This is a genomic window from Polaromonas naphthalenivorans CJ2 (genome assembly GCF_000015505.1).
GTDB lineage: Bacteria > Pseudomonadota > Gammaproteobacteria > Burkholderiales > Burkholderiaceae_C > Polaromonas > Polaromonas naphthalenivorans.
In genome coordinates, this window is the sequence record NC_008757.1 from 91,311 (window position 1) to 107,239 (window position 15,929).

Here is a 15,929-nt window from a genome sequence, read left to right on the forward strand (position 1 = left end):
AGAAGGTTTTATGCGAATCATTCAAGGTTTCCCTTTTCGTACTGACGGTGGAGTAAATACGCAACTGGAAGGCGGTCAATGCATCATTGGTGCAGACGGTTCGACCTGCTTGGGAGAACTTGTTGCCGATGAGGAGTTCACTTCAAAGGTGATCACCGCGTTGAACCAGCATGAGAAGCTGGAAGTTCCACGATTCATCCTGCTGAGTATTTTGGAAATGGCTGAAAGCAATTACCAAGATGTATCTACAGGCTTGGACGATGGCACATACACAGCCATTGAAAACCCAAACTTCATTGTGCACGGTCAAGCCCTTGATTACTTCAAAGGCTTGCTCAACAGTCACGTGAAGATAGCTGCAATCGCAGCTTAGCCCCACATAAGCACTTGTCTGAAACCACCTTGGTGGTTTTTTATTAACGCCCTATCGGCAAAGTAAATGAAAAATGACTTCTACACGTATGTTTGAAGTGATCATTGCTGGCTCCAACGGCCAGCTGCCAATTGCATATCCCAATAGCAATGGCCTGGATGCGCTAAAAGTGATGCGCGCTCTTTCTACTCAGGGTTTCAGATCGACAGCCGAAACCACCGCATTAGGTATTACAGAACGGTTGGGCCTTGCGGATATGGAGGCCATCTATGCTGACCAGTTGGATTCGGCCTTAGATGACGTGCAATGCCTGGTTGAACGCATTACGCAAGACATAGCTCGGCTTCGTGACATCACCATTGATCCGATGAATATCGTTTTTGGCGACAACCCTGCTTTCGAGATCCGTCCAGCCAGTGATGGAAATTTATTTAATGTTTTAAACAAGGAGCGCGGCAACGTCAGCGTTCATTACATTCATGAGGGTGTGAAATGCGATGTTTTCGCTCAAGACTCACTAGAGCCGATTGATACTGTTTCGGTCCAAACCACTGAGCTTGTGAAACTGATGGAAAGCAAAATCATTACCTGACTCCGCATTAAAGCGTAGTCATCGGTCTTAGAAAATTACCGCCCCTCGATTGGGGTGTTTTTATTGGTGAAAGCATATGAACACAAGAAAAGCACACGGAATTCCAAGTCAAATCAACAGCTTTGTTTCAGATAAGGAAACAGAAATGACCGGGTATGGACGGCACAACCGCCTGCTCGTTTTTCACTCAAATGAAAAACGAGCACTCACTTTGCGCGAGGACCTTTCCAAGGGTCTCGCAATGAGCACCGAGGAAGACCGAATCAAGGTTCTCAATGGTTTTCAACGCATGCATCCATTAGGCGCAAGGCCTGTCAGCTCTGGGCCTTCGATTCCATACCAAAGCGCTTTTGGTTCTTCTGTCGAGCACGTCTATGCCTACTAAGCCCGGACGCATTTTTTAAATCAAATCTATGGCCTTAACCTGGCCGGAAAGAAAAGGTCAATGGCAAAAATTGTAAACCTGCAAGTGCTCATCGATGGCGATAACGATGAAGAGATAACAGAATTTTTGAGAGTGGCTCTCATGACTGCTCGACCCGACGGTTCAAGCACAATTGAAATTCTCGACTTCCATGTCGCCTCTATCGATCAGCCAACAGATGAACTGACCGACAGCATCGTCAATGAAACTTATCTAACTGGCCAGGCATTCGATAGCTGGCTCATCTACTCAGCGTCTGAAGCGAAGGCGACAGGCGAACCAAACGACGGCTACTGGTCATATCAGTACGGCTGGACCTCTCGGGATCTGGCCACCAGGTTTGAACCTGTTGCCAGGGACATGCCACATTCTGCCGGCAACGATGCCTGCATGATCATCGACATTTGAAAACTCCCCCACACTGGCTTGTTCGGTGCGGGGGGATTTTTTTTGCCTGTACTTGTTGAAATGCTGCATGCCGAAGCGCTTAAATATTTGGCAGTACTATATGCTTTTTAATCTTCCGGAGAATTAAATGGAAAATCCAATAGATGAAGTCGTCAAGCTCAATCAACAAATTGCAGAGTTGCAAAAAAAGTCCGAGGAACTGAAAAAAAAGAATCGGCCGGTGGTTGTTGCTGAGTTGCGCGAACGCATGGCAGCTTACGGCATCACTGCCCAAGAACTGACGCGTCCAGTTCCAAAGGCGCGAATGCTGAAGGAAGATTTTGCGACACCCATCAAAGCTGTCAAGGGCAAGATCAAATCTTCGCCACTGCCAGCCAAGTTCCGCAGCCCCGATGGCAAGAATGAGTGGAGCGGTCGCGGAATGGCACCGAAGTGGATGAACACCCTGATTGAACAAGGCCACAGCCGGGACGAGTTCCTGATTTCAAAAGACGCGCCAGCACAAGATAAGGCAGCGGAATCCGCTAAAGCCTAAATCCAGAGCTTGGCGTAGCAATACACCAAGCTGGCTGACTACGGGCAAGCGGCCAGTCCGTCACGCCGGCACCGGGTTGCTTGGGCTTCTATCGAATGCGTCCTTAGCTAGCAGCACTGTTAGGTGCTTGCTGTCTTTGTCGAGAGGGAAGACACCGAACGGTGTGCATTAACGCAGCAGCAGGACTTAAAGGTGGCCTTTCACCACGGGGTAAAACTCAGCGCTAATACTGACTGCGGCAAAAAACATTCTCGCTCGCGGATTGACGAGTCTCGCAGGAGGAGCCTTAGCATGAAGACCGGGAATCAGAATCCCCGGCCTTCAGGCCGGGGAGCAGTCAACAAGTACAGCTGTTTTTTCGGTCCAAAAAGGCCTAGAAAAACCGGACAAAACTACATCCAGCGGCTACGATACAGGCACTACACAACAACCTGGATTCAGTTTAAACAGAACTCTCGCTACCGCATGATGCTGACTTTTTAATGCATCCATCTATTTAGCGCGATGCTAACGTGTATAGCGAATGTCAAAATGGAAGCATTTTTCGTAATATATTTGATCGGCGGCGCAGCAGGCGTGTTTTTCTTGATCCATTGAATCCAAAGGTTCAGGCATGGAGGCGCACGAGGTGCTGCCGGGGGTACACCGGGTGGCGTCTCTCGTAAAAAGGTGGCTGCTCGGCACCCACCAGGGCTCTTTCAGTGCGGATCATATGCAAGCCTACTTGGATGAATTCGCCTTTCGATTTAACCGCCGAGGGTCGCGAGCCAGGGGAAAGCTCTTCTACCGACTCCTTGAACAATCGGTAGCCATGATCCCATCTCCTTTCGGGACCTCGTCGCCAACCCAAACCCCACAAAAGCGGGGCAAGTCCGACCTGAGCCACCCCGCACTGGCAGGACTGCGCCTGCGTCGCTCGACATGGAAATCCACGTCAGCCCATGGCGCCGCTGAATTACCGCATTTATCTGGATACCCCGCTAACTTAATGGCATTGACATGCTCCTCACCCCTGTCATCGAGCAACTTTAGCCTTCGAAAAGTTGCACATCGCGTTAATTAGGTCGCTTACTGAGCCGTAGAAGGACTATGCCGAGGTACCCAGGGTCATTCTTTTCACAAGAAGTTGTGTTTGCTGCTCTGAGACCTTGAGCATTTTTTCTTGATCGAAAATGCGTTTTGGTACTTCTGAGAAAACAAAGTCACGCAAGACATACCAAAAATTGATCACTGCCAACTCAATTTCCTGCTGCTCATTAAGGCGTTCAGACACAACAGGCCTGCGCTTCCAGGGTCTCGCCCGCATCCACATCGCAATGTAGCCGTTGGCATTCAGGGGAAAGTTCGAGACTTCGTCCTTTCGACTCCATTGGACAGAGCAGTCCATGTTGGAATCAAATCCAAAAAGTACGTCTGATGCACCCAAAAATTCCAGAAACTCTTTGATATCGTCCTGCGCTGCGAATGAACTCACCATGGTCTCGTAAGGAAGCACCATTGAAAAAACACCTTTCTGCCTTTAAGCAACATCAGTCGCAACACGCTGGTGCGACTGAGATCGCCATTAGACCTGAACCCGAAGCATGGCGTGCTGCCTTTTTCTGAAGTTGGAATCGATTGCAGTTTGCGATATGTTCATTCAGGGTCAGTACACCAGACTTTTCTTTGATGTAGTCAGCCAGAAGTGCCACGGTTTCCCTATCAAGCTTTTGGTACATTTTGCTTGCCTTGGTCGCGGAATTGCACAATCTGGGAATATACGAAATATCCTGCGCAGTCAGGATGGTAGCGGGGAGGGTGGGAGATATTTGCACATCCGTGCCAGGCAATACAACATAGTATTTGATTGCAATTCTGGCATCCAGATAGCCCTTCATGGCCTGAAATTTTTCAGAGCCTTGTGCAACGGGATCATTCACATGCTTACGATCGCCGTTAGCTTGTTCGAGATACCACTGATGCCCAGCCTCAACTTTCTCACGGCCTACCAGGCATTGATTCCAGCCCTTCACCTCGAACAGGTAGACGCCGGCATTACAAATCACGATGCAATCGTATTCGGCAGTTGCAAGCCTGGCGCCTTCTGGAAGCGGTAGGACAACGCCGGTTAAAACTCGAACGTCATCGAACGTGCGCTTGAATGCGGTGGTGAGATAGTTTGCAGCTTGAGCTTCTGAATTGTTGATGCACATGATTTGATTTCTATGGATAGATTGGAATGAAATCATGGTGACACTGATTGGTCATTGTGCAATCAGGAAAACGGCCAAATAAGGCTGCATTATTTGTTTTTTTGAAAGCGCACCGAAAAGTGCCGCCTTTCGCCCATCTTCCGCGCTCGTGAGTTGGGAAGATGCACGCATGCACAACAGGGAACACATAGAAGGCCAAATCGCGCTTTATCTTCATCCGATCAAGTCCATCCTTGAAGACGCAGAAGTCTCTGAAATCATGGTCACGGCCGATGGCTGCGTTTGGGTAGAAAAAAGGGGGAACATTGAAAACTCCGGCGTCGTTCTCACCGAGGAAAAAAGAAAGCTGACCCTCATCAATGTGGCCAAAGCGGTCGGCAGGGACATGCTCGCAAACACCGCCAACGCCATCGTCAGTACCTCCGTGGGCGGGCTGCGCTTTGCCGGGGCGCTCATGCCCATCGACGAACGCGGCACAACGCTTTGCATCAGAAAGCATTTAGACCCTGACAAACGGCCCAGTCTGGAGCAGCTCGTGGAATGGAAGATGCTCACTGCGGAGCAGGCCGAGCTATTGGTCCGCCTGATCATCGTTGAGAAAAAGAACGCAGTGTTTCTCGGGCCGACCTCCGGAGGAAAAACCACTTTAGCCAATGCCGTGCTTGGAAAGATTCCCAGTTACGAACGGATCGGTTCGATAGAAGACGCCCACGAGCTGGCGATCAGGGTAGCCAACAAGGATTGCTACCTCACCAACCCGCAGATTGGCATCACGTCAAGGGTCTTGATTCAGCACGCCATGCGCTCACGGTACGACCGGCTGATTCTTGGCGAGTCCAGGGGCGAGGACACGTTCGATCTGATCCGCGCATTGTCCAGCGGACACAACGGCTCGATCACCACCATCCATGGCTCAAGCGCAAGGGAAGGCTTGGGAACGCTGGAAATGCTGTACCAAATGAGTGTTCCAGAGGGATCGAATATCCCTGTGGAAACCGCCAGAGGCTATATCGCCGCTGCCATCAATCTTTTGATCTATACCGAGCGACGCTATGAACCAGCAGACGGCGGTGTATTTAAAAGTGTTCGAAGTGTCAAAGAAATAGCTTTAGTTAAAGGAATAAAAAATGGTGAATATGAAATCGATTACCTCTAAGCGCCTCAAAACCGCTGCGGTTATTGCCTTGGCATTGGTGGCAGGACCAGTCTTTGCGCAATCGGCAGATACCACGGGGCTGTGCAACCTTGTCAGCTTTATCAAATCGATCATCGGCACAGTGGCCGTGCTGGCAATACTTTTGTATGTGATCAACAGTTTCTTCGGTAAAAGCGCCCTGATTGGCGAGATCATCGAAAAGGTGTTGATTGGATGCGTGGTTGCCGTTGGCGCAACATTCCTGGTCACCAAAACCGGTCTGGTTGTCAGCTGCTCATCAGGTCTGATCTAAGCCTGCTTATATGGCCAGTGTCGACTACCCGGTACTTCGCCGCCCTCGGTTAAGGGGTGGAATCGGTGGAAACACCGCAGTGTTGATATGGGCAATTACAGGGATGGTTGGACTCGTCATTGGGTTGCCCGAGGGTTTATTCGTCATCATTCCCGCGCTGCTGATACAGGGCGTCATGCTTTGGGCATTCAGAACTGACCATAAGGTGATGGAAGTTTATGCGTTGTATGCCACTTTGCCTGATGAATTCGAAGCGGGCATTCCGGCAGCCGATTCCAAGAAATCGTCACGCCCTCAATTTTTCGGTAAAGGGGTGTCCCAATAATGGTCATTGCTCTTAAAAAAGAAGCGTCGGAATCAAAGTCCTCGCATTCGGAATTGCTGCCCTGGCTCTGCCATGCATCACCCGACTGGATTTTATGCAAGGACGGCTCTTTGCTATCCGGGATGGAGTACCGGTGCCTTGATATTGACAATATCTCCGAGCACACGCTCAAAAAAGCGTTGCTCGAACTTCAGGCGTCACTCAAAACGCTTGATGAGCGGTTCTATGTCTGGTGGACCATCGATAAGAAAAGGGACAGCACCCGGCACAAAAGCAACTTTCCCAATGATGCCGCTCAGAAACTTGACGATTTGATAGGCAAAGCCCTGGACGCCGGGAAGATGTTCAACATTACCTATCGCATGTACATCCTGTACACGGGCGAGACGGGCATGTACGCATACATGGACAACGTCAGAAGGCTGGTCAACGAAGAGAATACCTCTGTCATCACTGCGATGCTCAAGAGCCTTAACCCGGCTACCTTTACCAGCGCATCAGCCTTGTCAGATGCGCGCCAGCTCGACCAAAATCTTGCCACTGCCGAGGGCGCAGTCCAGCAGTTCATGAACTCGCACAGCATCATGAGCTTAAAACGGCTGAGCGGCTGGGACCTGGACAATGCGCTGCTTCAAAGCGGCAACCTGTCCATTGCCTTGAACAGCACCTACAAGCCGCCAGTCGGTGCGATGCTCGATGAATACTGCGCATTGAGCGACGTCAAAATTGGCCGGGAAGTTATTTCAGTGTCCGGTCCCAATCGAACCATCTTCGCAGCAAACCTCACACTCAAGAACTACCCCACCAATCTCACGCCGGGCCTGATGGAGCGGTTGGTGGCGAGTCCTTTGGAATTCAGGCTCACGCATGTGATGCGCTGCCTGGGGCAAGCTGCAGCGGTCAAAACGCTGAAGGAAGTCAGCAACTATTACTTCATGAACCAGAGCACGTTCATGCAAAGGGCGATTGCCAAAGCAACATCGTCTGAGCCGGGCGTCGATCCTGGCAAAGCCGACCTTTACATGGAAAGCCTCGAAGCATTGCGCAGACAAACAGTCGAAGGGCTTGGATGGCTGTACCACGCCATGACAGTGACCGTTTTTGGAACTTCACTGAATCACCTGGAGCAAGAAGTAAACGAGGTGGGGCGAAATCTCAGCGATGTGCCATTCATCAGGGAACGGCTGGGCCTGAAAGCGAGCTTTTACTCCATGATTCCCGGCCAGTGGTCGATGCAGCAGCGGCTCATGCTTGTCAACGCCGAGGTCGCCGCGGATTGCGCTCCAATCTACACGATTGACCAGGGCTCGCCAAAAAGCCAGCACTTCAGCGAAACCACGGGCACCTACCAGCCGAGCCTGTGCCTGTTCCAAACGGTCTATGGGACCCCGTACCACTACAACCCTCACGTCGGGCAACTCGGGCACACCATGCTCGTGATGCCTTCCGGGAACGGTAAAACGACGTTCGCCAACTTGTGCCTGGCGCAGTTCCAGCGCTACCCCGATGCACAGGTGTTTATCTTCGACAGGGATTTTTCCTGCCGGATCATTACCGGCCTCGTTGGCGGAACGCACATCGACCTCAAGTCGGGCATCAAGCTCAACCCGATGGCAGCCGTCAATGAAGGGCCCATGGGGCGGCTCTGGGCGCGGGAGTTTTTGCTTCAAAGACTGGAAGAGAGCGGCACTCAAGTAACGCCCGAAGATCGAAATGTGATCGATGACACGCTGCTTGCGCTGTCCAAGACCGACCAGCCCATATCCATGGGCACGGTGGCCGGTGTTTTGCCACGAAAACTCGAAGCCGCACTGGCGGAATGGGTCAACAACGGTCCTTACGGGATGTTCGACAGCACGGTGGACGAGCTGAGCCTGGAATCGTGGACCTGCATCGAGATGAAGGACATCATGGCCGTGGACCGGCTGGCCCGGGCATTTCTGGACCATGCCTTTCGCATGATCATGAAACGTCTGGACGGGCGGCCGACCTTTATCTATCTTGAAGAAGCGTCCTTTCTGCTCAACAGTCCGCAGTTTCTCAGGGCATTCGATGACTGGCTCAAGACGTTTCGAAAACTCAATGCGTTTGTCTGGCTGACCATCCAGTCGCCCGAGTCGGTTTCCGGAATTGACGATGAGCGCGTGCGCGCCACCATTGCCGACAACATACCGAACCTGATTCTTGGCTACAACCAACGACTGGAAAACCATCGGGAACTCTACAAATCCATGTTTGGCATGCACGACGAACAAGTCAACTTGCTGGCAAACCTGAAACCCAAACGCGATTACCTGCTAGTTGCCGATGGTATTTGCCGCGTGATGGGCACAAACCTAAGCAAAGATGCATTGGCTTACTTGCGATCGGAGATGCCCTATCAAGACCTCTTCACGAAAGCGCAAGAAAGCGGGCGCACAGACTGGCGCGACTTCTATATCGCCGAAGCACTTAAAAGGAGCTAATCATGAAACTGAATATCAAAAAAAGCCTCGCCATTGCCACCATCGCGTGTGCGGGTTTCTTGCCGACCTTCTCGCAAGCCATGCTAGTTTTCGACGCAGCCAATTACTCGCAAACCACCATCACCGCCATCCAACAGATCAAGGCGCAAATTGATCAGGTCAGGCAACTGCAGGAGCAGATCAAATCTAACAGTGCCAACTTTGCCGGCAAAGATATTGCCGACCTCAAAAGGGAGTATGACAAAGTAAAAAGGGTCTATGACTCCGCAAATGCCTTGCAGAACACTTTGCTTGGTGTGCAGCAAAACTTTGACAACCTCAAGGCGATGTTTGGCTCGGGCAACTACCAGGACTTCGGATCGATGGCCGTGTCCATCGGGGATCGCGCAAAAGCCGGCGATGCGGTGGCGAAAAACCTCTATGACAACTCCAGGCGGGCGCAAGACCAAATGAAAGATGCGTTTGACCGGCACCAAAAAATTGTTGACCAAGCCAGCAACGTGAGTGGCGTCACCGAAGCGACTCAAGCGACGACCGCTGCAGTCGGGGTGCTGATTCAACAAAATAACAGCATGCTGGCCATGATGGCGGCCGATCAGACGAAAAAAGCCGTTGATGCCTCAGAAATCAACACTGAAAAGCAAGAGCGTGCCCAGGCAGAGATGAAATACCAGCAAAACATGTCATCAGAACTCAAGAAAATCTTGAAGAAGTAATCTTTCATGCGTGTCCTGGTCCACATCACCATCGGGTTTTTACTTTCCCTGATGGCTTGCTTTTCATTTGCGCAAGATCCCGTTTCCATTCCAGCGCCAGTCAGTGCAGCGCTTGCTGCGAATACCCCGGCAGCTGTGAAAGATTCCGGGAATGCGCAGAGCCTGACGGTTATTCAAACCGTCATCGAGAACCTCTTTGGCAAAAGCAACAGCGGTGAGAGCTTGATAAAAAGGTTCACGGGCTCAGGCTTGACCATTGCAGGCAGTCTTACCAGCACAGTTGCCTTGCCCCTGGCAGGGGCGCTGGCACTGGCATCCATGCTATGGCACATCATGCTAGCCATGGCTAATCGCAAATCGCCAACGGATGCCGCTATCGAAGGCATTTTATTTGCGGTTTTAACCGCATTCCTTATTTCCCAGTACGCATCCATCGTCAGGGATGTTGTCAAGTTCGGCGATATGGTGATTACCGCCACCGGCGGGACCGTAGGTGAATCTGTCACTAACTTTATGACTGGCTTCCTGGTCAAATTTATTGATGTCATCGTCAAGGGGTTCAGTGCTTTCAGTATCACAAGCTGGCTGACTGGCTCGGCAGATATGCTGTTCGGCGTAGCGCTCATGGTGCTAGCGTGCTTCTTTGCCTTCACAGCAATGATTGAACTGGTAGGCGTTTTGCTGATGGGGCCTGTGGTGGTCGGGCTGGCCATTGCCATCGGACCTATTTTTATCGCCTGCCTGGCCAGCACCTTTACCCGTAGATGGTTTAACCAGTGGTTCAATTTCCTCGTTGGCGGCGCATTTCTCACTGCCGTCACCGTGATCGTTTTGAAATTGCTTACGGAAGTCGTGACAGCGGGGGTTGGCGCTATTGGGGAAGGAAGTGTTTCGGGCCAAGCCCTGGCGATGGCGATGATTGCAGTCGGCACGGCCAAAATCTTTGCCGCCATCCCCAATTTTGCTGATTCCATTCTCCCTGGACGAACCGGTGCTGGCCAGGCCGTCACGAGCGGAGACGGGTTGGGCAATTCAGCAGTTGCCGTCATGGGCAAAGCTGCAGATCCGGCGAAAGCTGCCCTGGCGACAGCCAAGGCGGCAGCAAACCCTGGGAATGCACTAGCCCAAACATCTGCGGCCATTAGCAATGCGAGGACGGGCGGGGCAGTCAACAACATTCGCTCAGGTGTTGCCACTGCAGCCTCGGCTGTAAGAAAAGCCTTGCCTTGATGGGTTGAACCAAAGCTGGCTTGCTATGGTTAGCAACGGCAAACCACACATAGGCGGCCTAATTAGGCCGCCTATTTTCTTGGGAAAAGCCTTTTCGTGGCCGTTTTGTTCGCTCTATTTGAAATGGCACCATTTAAGAGAAAGCTTTCAATCCTTTTTTGAGGCTTCTTAAAGTTTCAATGTCTGTCTGGAATACAGAAAGACTTTGAAAAATGACCTGGTTGAAAAAGTGGAAACTCTCAAGCACTCAAACACTTGTTTTGGCTGCTCTGGCTTTTGGATCGCTTTCAGCGCAGGCTCAAAGCAAGATTCATTGCCTCTACAACGCGGACGCTGCCCGATACGAAGCACCATTGGCGTGGCAAAACACCCTGGGTGCGGCTCGCGCCAATGCAATGTGCAGCCGCGTCACTGGGGCGGTGATTCCTGCCACCCCGATGATGGCGGCCTCGCCGGTGATCGCGGCCGCGCCGGTTGCACCTATGGCCCCAGCTGCTGCACCACCGCCTGAGCGCATATCAGCGCCTGCGCAACCCGTCTATTCGATCTCCAGCGGAGAAAAAGTGTCTGAAGTGCTGACCAAATGGGCTGCAGCACAGGGCTACTCCCTGGTCTGGGATGCCCCTGGCCAATCTGACCTGTCATTGCTCACGGGAACTGTCGAGGCTCAGTCGCTGACCGAAGCCGTCGGCAAGCTGGTCACAGCTCTCAACTCCAAGTTGGCCGGCAAACGCTCGGCTAACAACCAGGAGACTCAATTTGCTTTCCCGGTCGAAGCAATTGCCTATTCAAACAATGTCATCGCCGTCACCGTCAAGCAGTGACACCGAACTCACCTATTTCATCCAAATCCATTATGAAAACCACCATCGTCCTTGTCGCCCTCATCGCCACTTCCGGACTTTCCTTTTCCCAGGTCCGGTTCATCGATGCTCCCTATCCAAGCTCCGTCAGTCGGCCAGCCCTCCAAATGCCAGTGGCGCAGCAAGTGGCCATGCCGGTGTATCAGGCAACTCCCGTTTCAGCTCCAGCCATGCAGGCAGGTTTTGAAGCGACGCCGGCAGACGCAAATTTGCGCAAGGCACTCGTGCGCTGGACAAAGATGATTGGCTGGACGTTCGAGCCTGAGCATTGGACGCTCGACCGTGACATTCCTATCGCGGGCTCGGCCAGCCTTGGCAGCGATTTCAAGATGGCGACGCGTTTGTTGCTGTCGAGCACCGAAATGACTGATTTGCCTGCACAACCCTGTTTTTACAGCAACAACGTTTTGCGCGTCATACCGCTGAACGAGCTCTGCTCACGCCAGCAGGTCAACAAGACACAGTAAGCGACGCTTGCCCAAGACTTTCGCTCAAAGCCACATCGCTCTCAACAACTCTCAGGATTTCCATGCGTCAACATCTTTTAAGCCTTTTCGTTACGGCTGCCCTCGCCACGATTGCCTTGCCGGGCTGCGGCACCTACAACGGCAAGCAAGAAATCAAACAATCGCTCGGCGAGACAAGGCAGCACATCGATGCCATGGCGACTGCATCGAATAGCCGCGCGCGTGACATGGGCATCAACAAGTTCAACGGCCAGGATGTTGGCGCACCCTGGATAGCGGGCAAGAGCATTCCGCTTTCCAAAGAAGTCAGCGTGCCTTCCCAACTTCGCAAAAATGTCCGCACCACCGTTTTGTCTTCTGAATGCGCCAATGCAGTGACCTTGCGAGTTGTGGCCAATTGCATCACCGATGCAACCGGCTTGCCAGTGCGCGTGAAGGCCGACGCAAACCTGCCAATCGCATCGTTTGTTCCCCGCGCTTCAGCAGGAGCGGGTCCCGCACCAGCCCCAGCTACGCGGCCAGGTGAAGCCGGCAACTCGGGTGCAAACACAACACGGGTTTTTACCCCTGAAGCGGCCGACATTTCCCTCACCAGGCTGCTCGACACAATCTCTGCGGTCTATTCGGTTTCCTACCGATTGACCAATGATTCGGCGCTAGAGTTCTATAGGCTGGACACGCGCACATTCCGCATCAAATCACTGGCTCAGAAGTTGACAGCCAAAACGACGCAGTCCACCGGTTTTGACAACAATTCGATCACCACGTTTGAAATCAAGGAAGCCGATGCAATCGATGCTATCGGCAAAACCATCACGGCGATGGGCACGATGGCCGGCAGCATCAATGTCTCGCACGAAACAAAAGCGGTCACTGTCACCGATACGCCCGAAGTGCTCGACAGCATCGCTCGTTACCTTGAAGAAGAAAACAAGCGCCTCACGCGCCGCGTGACGTTGGTTGTGGATCAGTTCTATGTCAGCGACAAAGACAACCGCGAGTTCAGTCTGGACTGGAATCTGGTTTACGGTGCATTGAACGTGAGCAGCGCTAGCAGAGCGCCAACAACATTGGCGCCCGACACTGCCGGCGCATTTGGAGCGGTTGCCAACACAGGGCGCTTTGCTGGCTCAGGCCTGTTGGTCAAAGCGCTGTCCGAGCAGGGGCTGATGGTCCAGCAACGCAGCTTTCCATTAAGCACCCAGAATGGCTCGCCGGTATCTATTGGATTGCCCACCATTTTTGATTACGTTTCAGAAGTCACTTTGACGCAAACGAATGCAGGTGCAGTCAACAGCCAGACCGCTCCCAGCGTGAAGCAAAAAGAAGAAAAAATCGGCACTTACTTGACCATCACGCCTGAAGCCCAGGATGACGGGCAAGTCATCATCAGCGCGAACTTCCAGGACCGCACCGGTGTCTTGACACCTTACACGGTGCAGGCCGGCGGCAACTCCAGCACGATTCAGCAGCGCAACATTGACGAGGTGAGCAACATCGTTCGCACCGTGGTCCGCGTGGGTGTACCAACCGTCATTGGAGGCTTGTCCGAGACCGTTGACAACAGCAAGGATCGTCGCCTTGTCGATGGAGCCCCAATCCTCCTGGGTGGCTCCGACTCTTTGAAAAAGAACAGGCGCTCCATGATTCTGGTGGTTACCGCCGTTGCTGAGGATGGCGTTTAAATGTCAGCAAACAACCAGTTAGCTGAACCGGTCCTACTGGGAGATGGCTCCGTTGCCCCGCCAGGAGTGACAATTATTCTGGGCATGACCTGGAAGGTGTTGCTGGGGCAAAAATTAGGTGCGATGGCTGTGCAGGCTGCTGTGCTGGCCAAGGCCAGCCACTACACCCATACGCCCAACATCGGCAGTGTTGGTTACACCAATCTCAAGCCGGGAGTCAAGACGACCTATATTTCTGCTGCAGGCATTGTGGCTTCACAGAAAACGATGGGTGACTTTCTCATCGGCCTGGCCCTTAACGAGACTGATACGTGGCTTTGCGGAGTTTCAAACGGCTCGGTTGTCTCGGGATATGACATCGTTGTTAACGATGCGCTGACCTTCGAGAAGATCGTCAATGCGTTCAAGGTCCGTTTTGAAGAGGCACACCTGATTGGTGATGTCGAGCTCGGGTTCGCAGCCGAGTACGGATGGGATGCAATTTCAGAAGGGCTCGCATCGAAGGAATTTCGTAAAAATGCGACGATCCGACCGACAAGCAAAGGATTGAGCGAAAGGTTCGAGGCCGTTCCGAAAAAGGTTCTTTACATCGGTGGCATTGCACTGATTCTGCTGGTGGGGCAGCGTTTCATCGTTCCAGCCATCTCCAACGTCTTCCACAAGCCCAAGGAAATTGCGGTCATCGACCCTAGCGAAGCGTGGAAAGACGCTTTGGACGAATGGGTCCGCGCTCATCCGGTGTCGAGTCAAGGAAGCTTGAATGAATTGCTTGACGCTCTGGCAAACCAGCCCCTGGTAGTTGCAGGGTGGCAGGCATCAGCGTTCGATTGTGTCTGGGGCCAGAAATCCTGGCAATGCACAACTAAATACTCTGCAAGCAAGCGCAGCCATACCAATCAAGCCTTCGAAGCGGCGAAACCCAAAGACTGGATCACTACGTTTACACCGATGAGGGACGTTCAGGTGCGCTATGACATAGCAGCCAGCGCTGTAAAACTCGATGTGAAGTCGCTCAAACCTGTCGCCGACTATGAGCTGATCACCATGTCACAGCTGCAGCAGATCACCCCCCTTATTGCTGACTCGGCAGCGCCCATGGGAACGTTTGTAAAAGTGCCAGTCCCCGAGCCAAAAACAAACGAAGGCCAGCCTATTGCATTGCCAGCGGACATGCTCATTCCAAAAGTCAGCATGCTCAAGATCATCGCTCCGCTGCGTGACATTGCAGCATTTCAGACTTGGATTAATGACGTTGCATGGACCAACGTATCACTGCGGATCGAACGCGGCAAACAACCGAGCGCCAAGGACTCCGCCATCACCATGGAACTCAAGGGAAACTTCTATGCCAAAAACTAACTTTTTTTCGCACTTCGCACTGTCATTGCTCGGCGCACTTTCACTGCACGCATCGGCTCAAAATGTGCCCGCCGTCGCTGGCACCGCTTTGGCAGCGTCTGCAGCGGCTGCTTCGGCTGCACGTCCCGCTGGCGCTGCCTCAGGTGTTGCGGTAGCCCGGGTCAGCGCAGATACCAAAAGGGCAGAAGTAAGCAAGCAAGAGGGCAAGGGGCCCGTAGGAACACTGAGCAGCGCAAAAACAATCCGCGAGCTGCTTGAAATCGACGACCAGATAGCGCTTTCCAAGGAGCGCAAGGCACTGGCTGACGAAACCAAGAAAACTGAAAAAGAGCCTGTTGCCAATGCACCAGTGAATTTGACGCTTGCAGTAACAGCACGCAAAGCGGCAGAAAACAAAGCCAATGCCATCAAGCAAGCCAATGCCGTGGCATCGAGCATTAAGATAGACGCCATCATGGGCATCCAGGGTGAGCGAGTCATCAATGCAAACATCGCCGGCACCCAGACCTGGATTCGTGAAACCAACCCAACGCCGATAGCAGGCTGGCTCATGGTTGCGGTAAAGGGCAGCTGTGCCACTTTTGAGCGCAATGAAGCATCGGCCCCTAAAGCCAAGAAGGTCAGGGCGGCAAAGGGCAAAAAATTGCACCAATCCAATGGCGTTCAGACTACGGAGCAAACGGTCTGCTTCAAGCGGCCCGAGGCATTTTTGCCGCCGCCAGCATTCGGAAGTAGCGGGGGCGGCGCAGGTGCAATGCCTATGCCTGTTCCACTGCCGTTTCCCGCACCGTTCTCTACCCCTCCCCGCGTTGCACCGGTAGCGCCTATTGCCACCCTTTGAATAGAT

The 15,929-nt window shown here is 52.6% G+C and carries 18 protein-coding genes and 1 pseudogene; 17 read left to right on the forward strand and 2 right to left on the reverse strand.

Annotation, left to right across the window (positions count from 1 at the left end; genetic code table 11):
- The first annotated feature begins 10 nt into the window (after window positions 1-10).
- The 6 genes and pseudogenes from PNAP_RS20975 to PNAP_RS28360 form a co-directional block, all read left to right on the forward strand.
- Window positions 11-373 (forward strand): hypothetical protein, encoded by a 363-nt coding sequence (locus PNAP_RS20975; RefSeq protein WP_011797872.1) that lies wholly within the window; start codon window positions 11-13, stop codon window positions 371-373.
- A 73-nt stretch (window positions 374-446) separates the two neighbouring features.
- Window positions 447-965 carry a hypothetical protein gene (locus PNAP_RS20980; RefSeq protein WP_011797873.1) on the forward strand — a complete coding sequence of 173 codons (519 nt, stop codon included), beginning with the start codon at window positions 447-449 and terminating at the stop codon, window positions 963-965.
- A gap of 76 nt (window positions 966-1,041) precedes the next feature.
- Window positions 1,042-1,350, forward strand: coding sequence for a hypothetical protein (locus PNAP_RS26045; protein ID WP_011797874.1), 309 nt, complete (start codon window positions 1,042-1,044; stop codon window positions 1,348-1,350).
- 60 nt (window positions 1,351-1,410) lie between these two features.
- On the forward strand, window positions 1,411-1,797 hold the full coding sequence (locus PNAP_RS25200; protein WP_011797875.1) for a hypothetical protein: 387 nt from the start codon (window positions 1,411-1,413) through the stop codon (window positions 1,795-1,797).
- 127 nt (window positions 1,798-1,924) lie between these two features.
- Entirely contained in the window at window positions 1,925-2,332 is a 408-nt protein-coding gene (locus PNAP_RS20990) for an H-NS histone family protein (RefSeq protein WP_011797876.1), read from the forward strand.
- A gap of 604 nt (window positions 2,333-2,936) precedes the next feature.
- Window positions 2,937-3,152, forward strand: a pseudogene (locus PNAP_RS28360) (transposase); the annotation flags it as partial.
- A gap of 267 nt (window positions 3,153-3,419) precedes the next feature.
- On the opposite strand, the gene PNAP_RS20995 reads toward PNAP_RS28360, so the two are convergent.
- A complete protein-coding gene (locus PNAP_RS20995; RefSeq protein WP_408633761.1) occupies window positions 3,420-3,809 on the reverse strand; it encodes a hypothetical protein in 390 nt (129 codons plus the stop codon).
- Between the two features lie 52 nt (window positions 3,810-3,861).
- Window positions 3,862-4,524 (reverse strand): nuclease-related domain-containing protein, encoded by a 663-nt coding sequence (locus PNAP_RS26055; RefSeq protein WP_198140729.1) that lies wholly within the window; start codon window positions 4,522-4,524, stop codon window positions 3,862-3,864.
- 169 nt (window positions 4,525-4,693) lie between these two features.
- Between PNAP_RS26055 and PNAP_RS21005 the strand changes: the two genes are divergently transcribed.
- From PNAP_RS21005 to PNAP_RS21055, 11 genes are all read left to right on the forward strand, one after another.
- On the forward strand, window positions 4,694-5,680 hold the full coding sequence (locus PNAP_RS21005; protein ID WP_011797880.1) for an ATPase, T2SS/T4P/T4SS family: 987 nt from the start codon (window positions 4,694-4,696) through the stop codon (window positions 5,678-5,680).
- The gene (locus tag PNAP_RS21010; protein ID WP_198140730.1) at window positions 5,661-5,972 is read left to right on the forward strand and encodes a TrbC/VirB2 family protein; all 312 of its coding nucleotides are present in this window, start codon (window positions 5,661-5,663) and stop codon (window positions 5,970-5,972) included. The genes PNAP_RS21005 and PNAP_RS21010 overlap by 20 nt, the downstream gene beginning before the upstream one ends.
- A 10-nt stretch (window positions 5,973-5,982) precedes the next feature.
- Window positions 5,983-6,297, forward strand: a complete 315-nt coding sequence (locus tag PNAP_RS21015; RefSeq protein ID WP_011797882.1) for a hypothetical protein — start codon at window positions 5,983-5,985, stop codon at window positions 6,295-6,297.
- Complete coding sequence (locus PNAP_RS21020; RefSeq protein ID WP_011797883.1) at window positions 6,297-8,762, forward strand: VirB4 family type IV secretion system protein; 2,466 nt, start codon at window positions 6,297-6,299, stop codon at window positions 8,760-8,762. Before PNAP_RS21015 ends, PNAP_RS21020 begins: the two co-directional genes overlap by 1 nt.
- A gap of 2 nt (window positions 8,763-8,764) precedes the next feature.
- Window positions 8,765-9,478: a hypothetical protein gene (locus PNAP_RS21025; protein ID WP_011797884.1), complete on the forward strand. Its 714-nt coding sequence runs from the start codon at window positions 8,765-8,767 to the stop codon at window positions 9,476-9,478.
- A 6-nt stretch (window positions 9,479-9,484) separates the two neighbouring features.
- Window positions 9,485-10,708, forward strand: a complete 1,224-nt coding sequence (locus PNAP_RS21030) for a type IV secretion system protein (RefSeq protein ID WP_011797885.1) — start codon at window positions 9,485-9,487, stop codon at window positions 10,706-10,708.
- A 212-nt stretch (window positions 10,709-10,920) separates the two neighbouring features.
- The gene (locus tag PNAP_RS26060; RefSeq protein ID WP_011797886.1) at window positions 10,921-11,532 is read left to right on the forward strand and encodes a TcpQ domain-containing protein; all 612 of its coding nucleotides are present in this window, start codon (window positions 10,921-10,923) and stop codon (window positions 11,530-11,532) included.
- 32 nt (window positions 11,533-11,564) lie between these two features.
- Window positions 11,565-12,038 carry a toxin co-regulated pilus biosynthesis Q family protein gene (locus tag PNAP_RS21040; RefSeq protein WP_011797887.1) on the forward strand — a complete coding sequence of 158 codons (474 nt, stop codon included), beginning with the start codon at window positions 11,565-11,567 and terminating at the stop codon, window positions 12,036-12,038.
- A gap of 62 nt (window positions 12,039-12,100) precedes the next feature.
- Window positions 12,101-13,723: a lipoprotein gene (locus PNAP_RS21045; protein WP_011797888.1), complete on the forward strand. Its 1,623-nt coding sequence runs from the start codon at window positions 12,101-12,103 to the stop codon at window positions 13,721-13,723.
- On the forward strand, window positions 13,724-15,082 hold the full coding sequence (locus tag PNAP_RS21050; protein ID WP_011797889.1) for a hypothetical protein: 1,359 nt from the start codon (window positions 13,724-13,726) through the stop codon (window positions 15,080-15,082). It abuts the gene before it with no gap.
- Window positions 15,069-15,923: a hypothetical protein gene (locus PNAP_RS21055; protein WP_011797890.1), complete on the forward strand. Its 855-nt coding sequence runs from the start codon at window positions 15,069-15,071 to the stop codon at window positions 15,921-15,923. The genes PNAP_RS21050 and PNAP_RS21055 overlap by 14 nt, the downstream gene beginning before the upstream one ends.
- The last annotated feature ends 6 nt before the right edge of the window (window positions 15,924-15,929 follow it).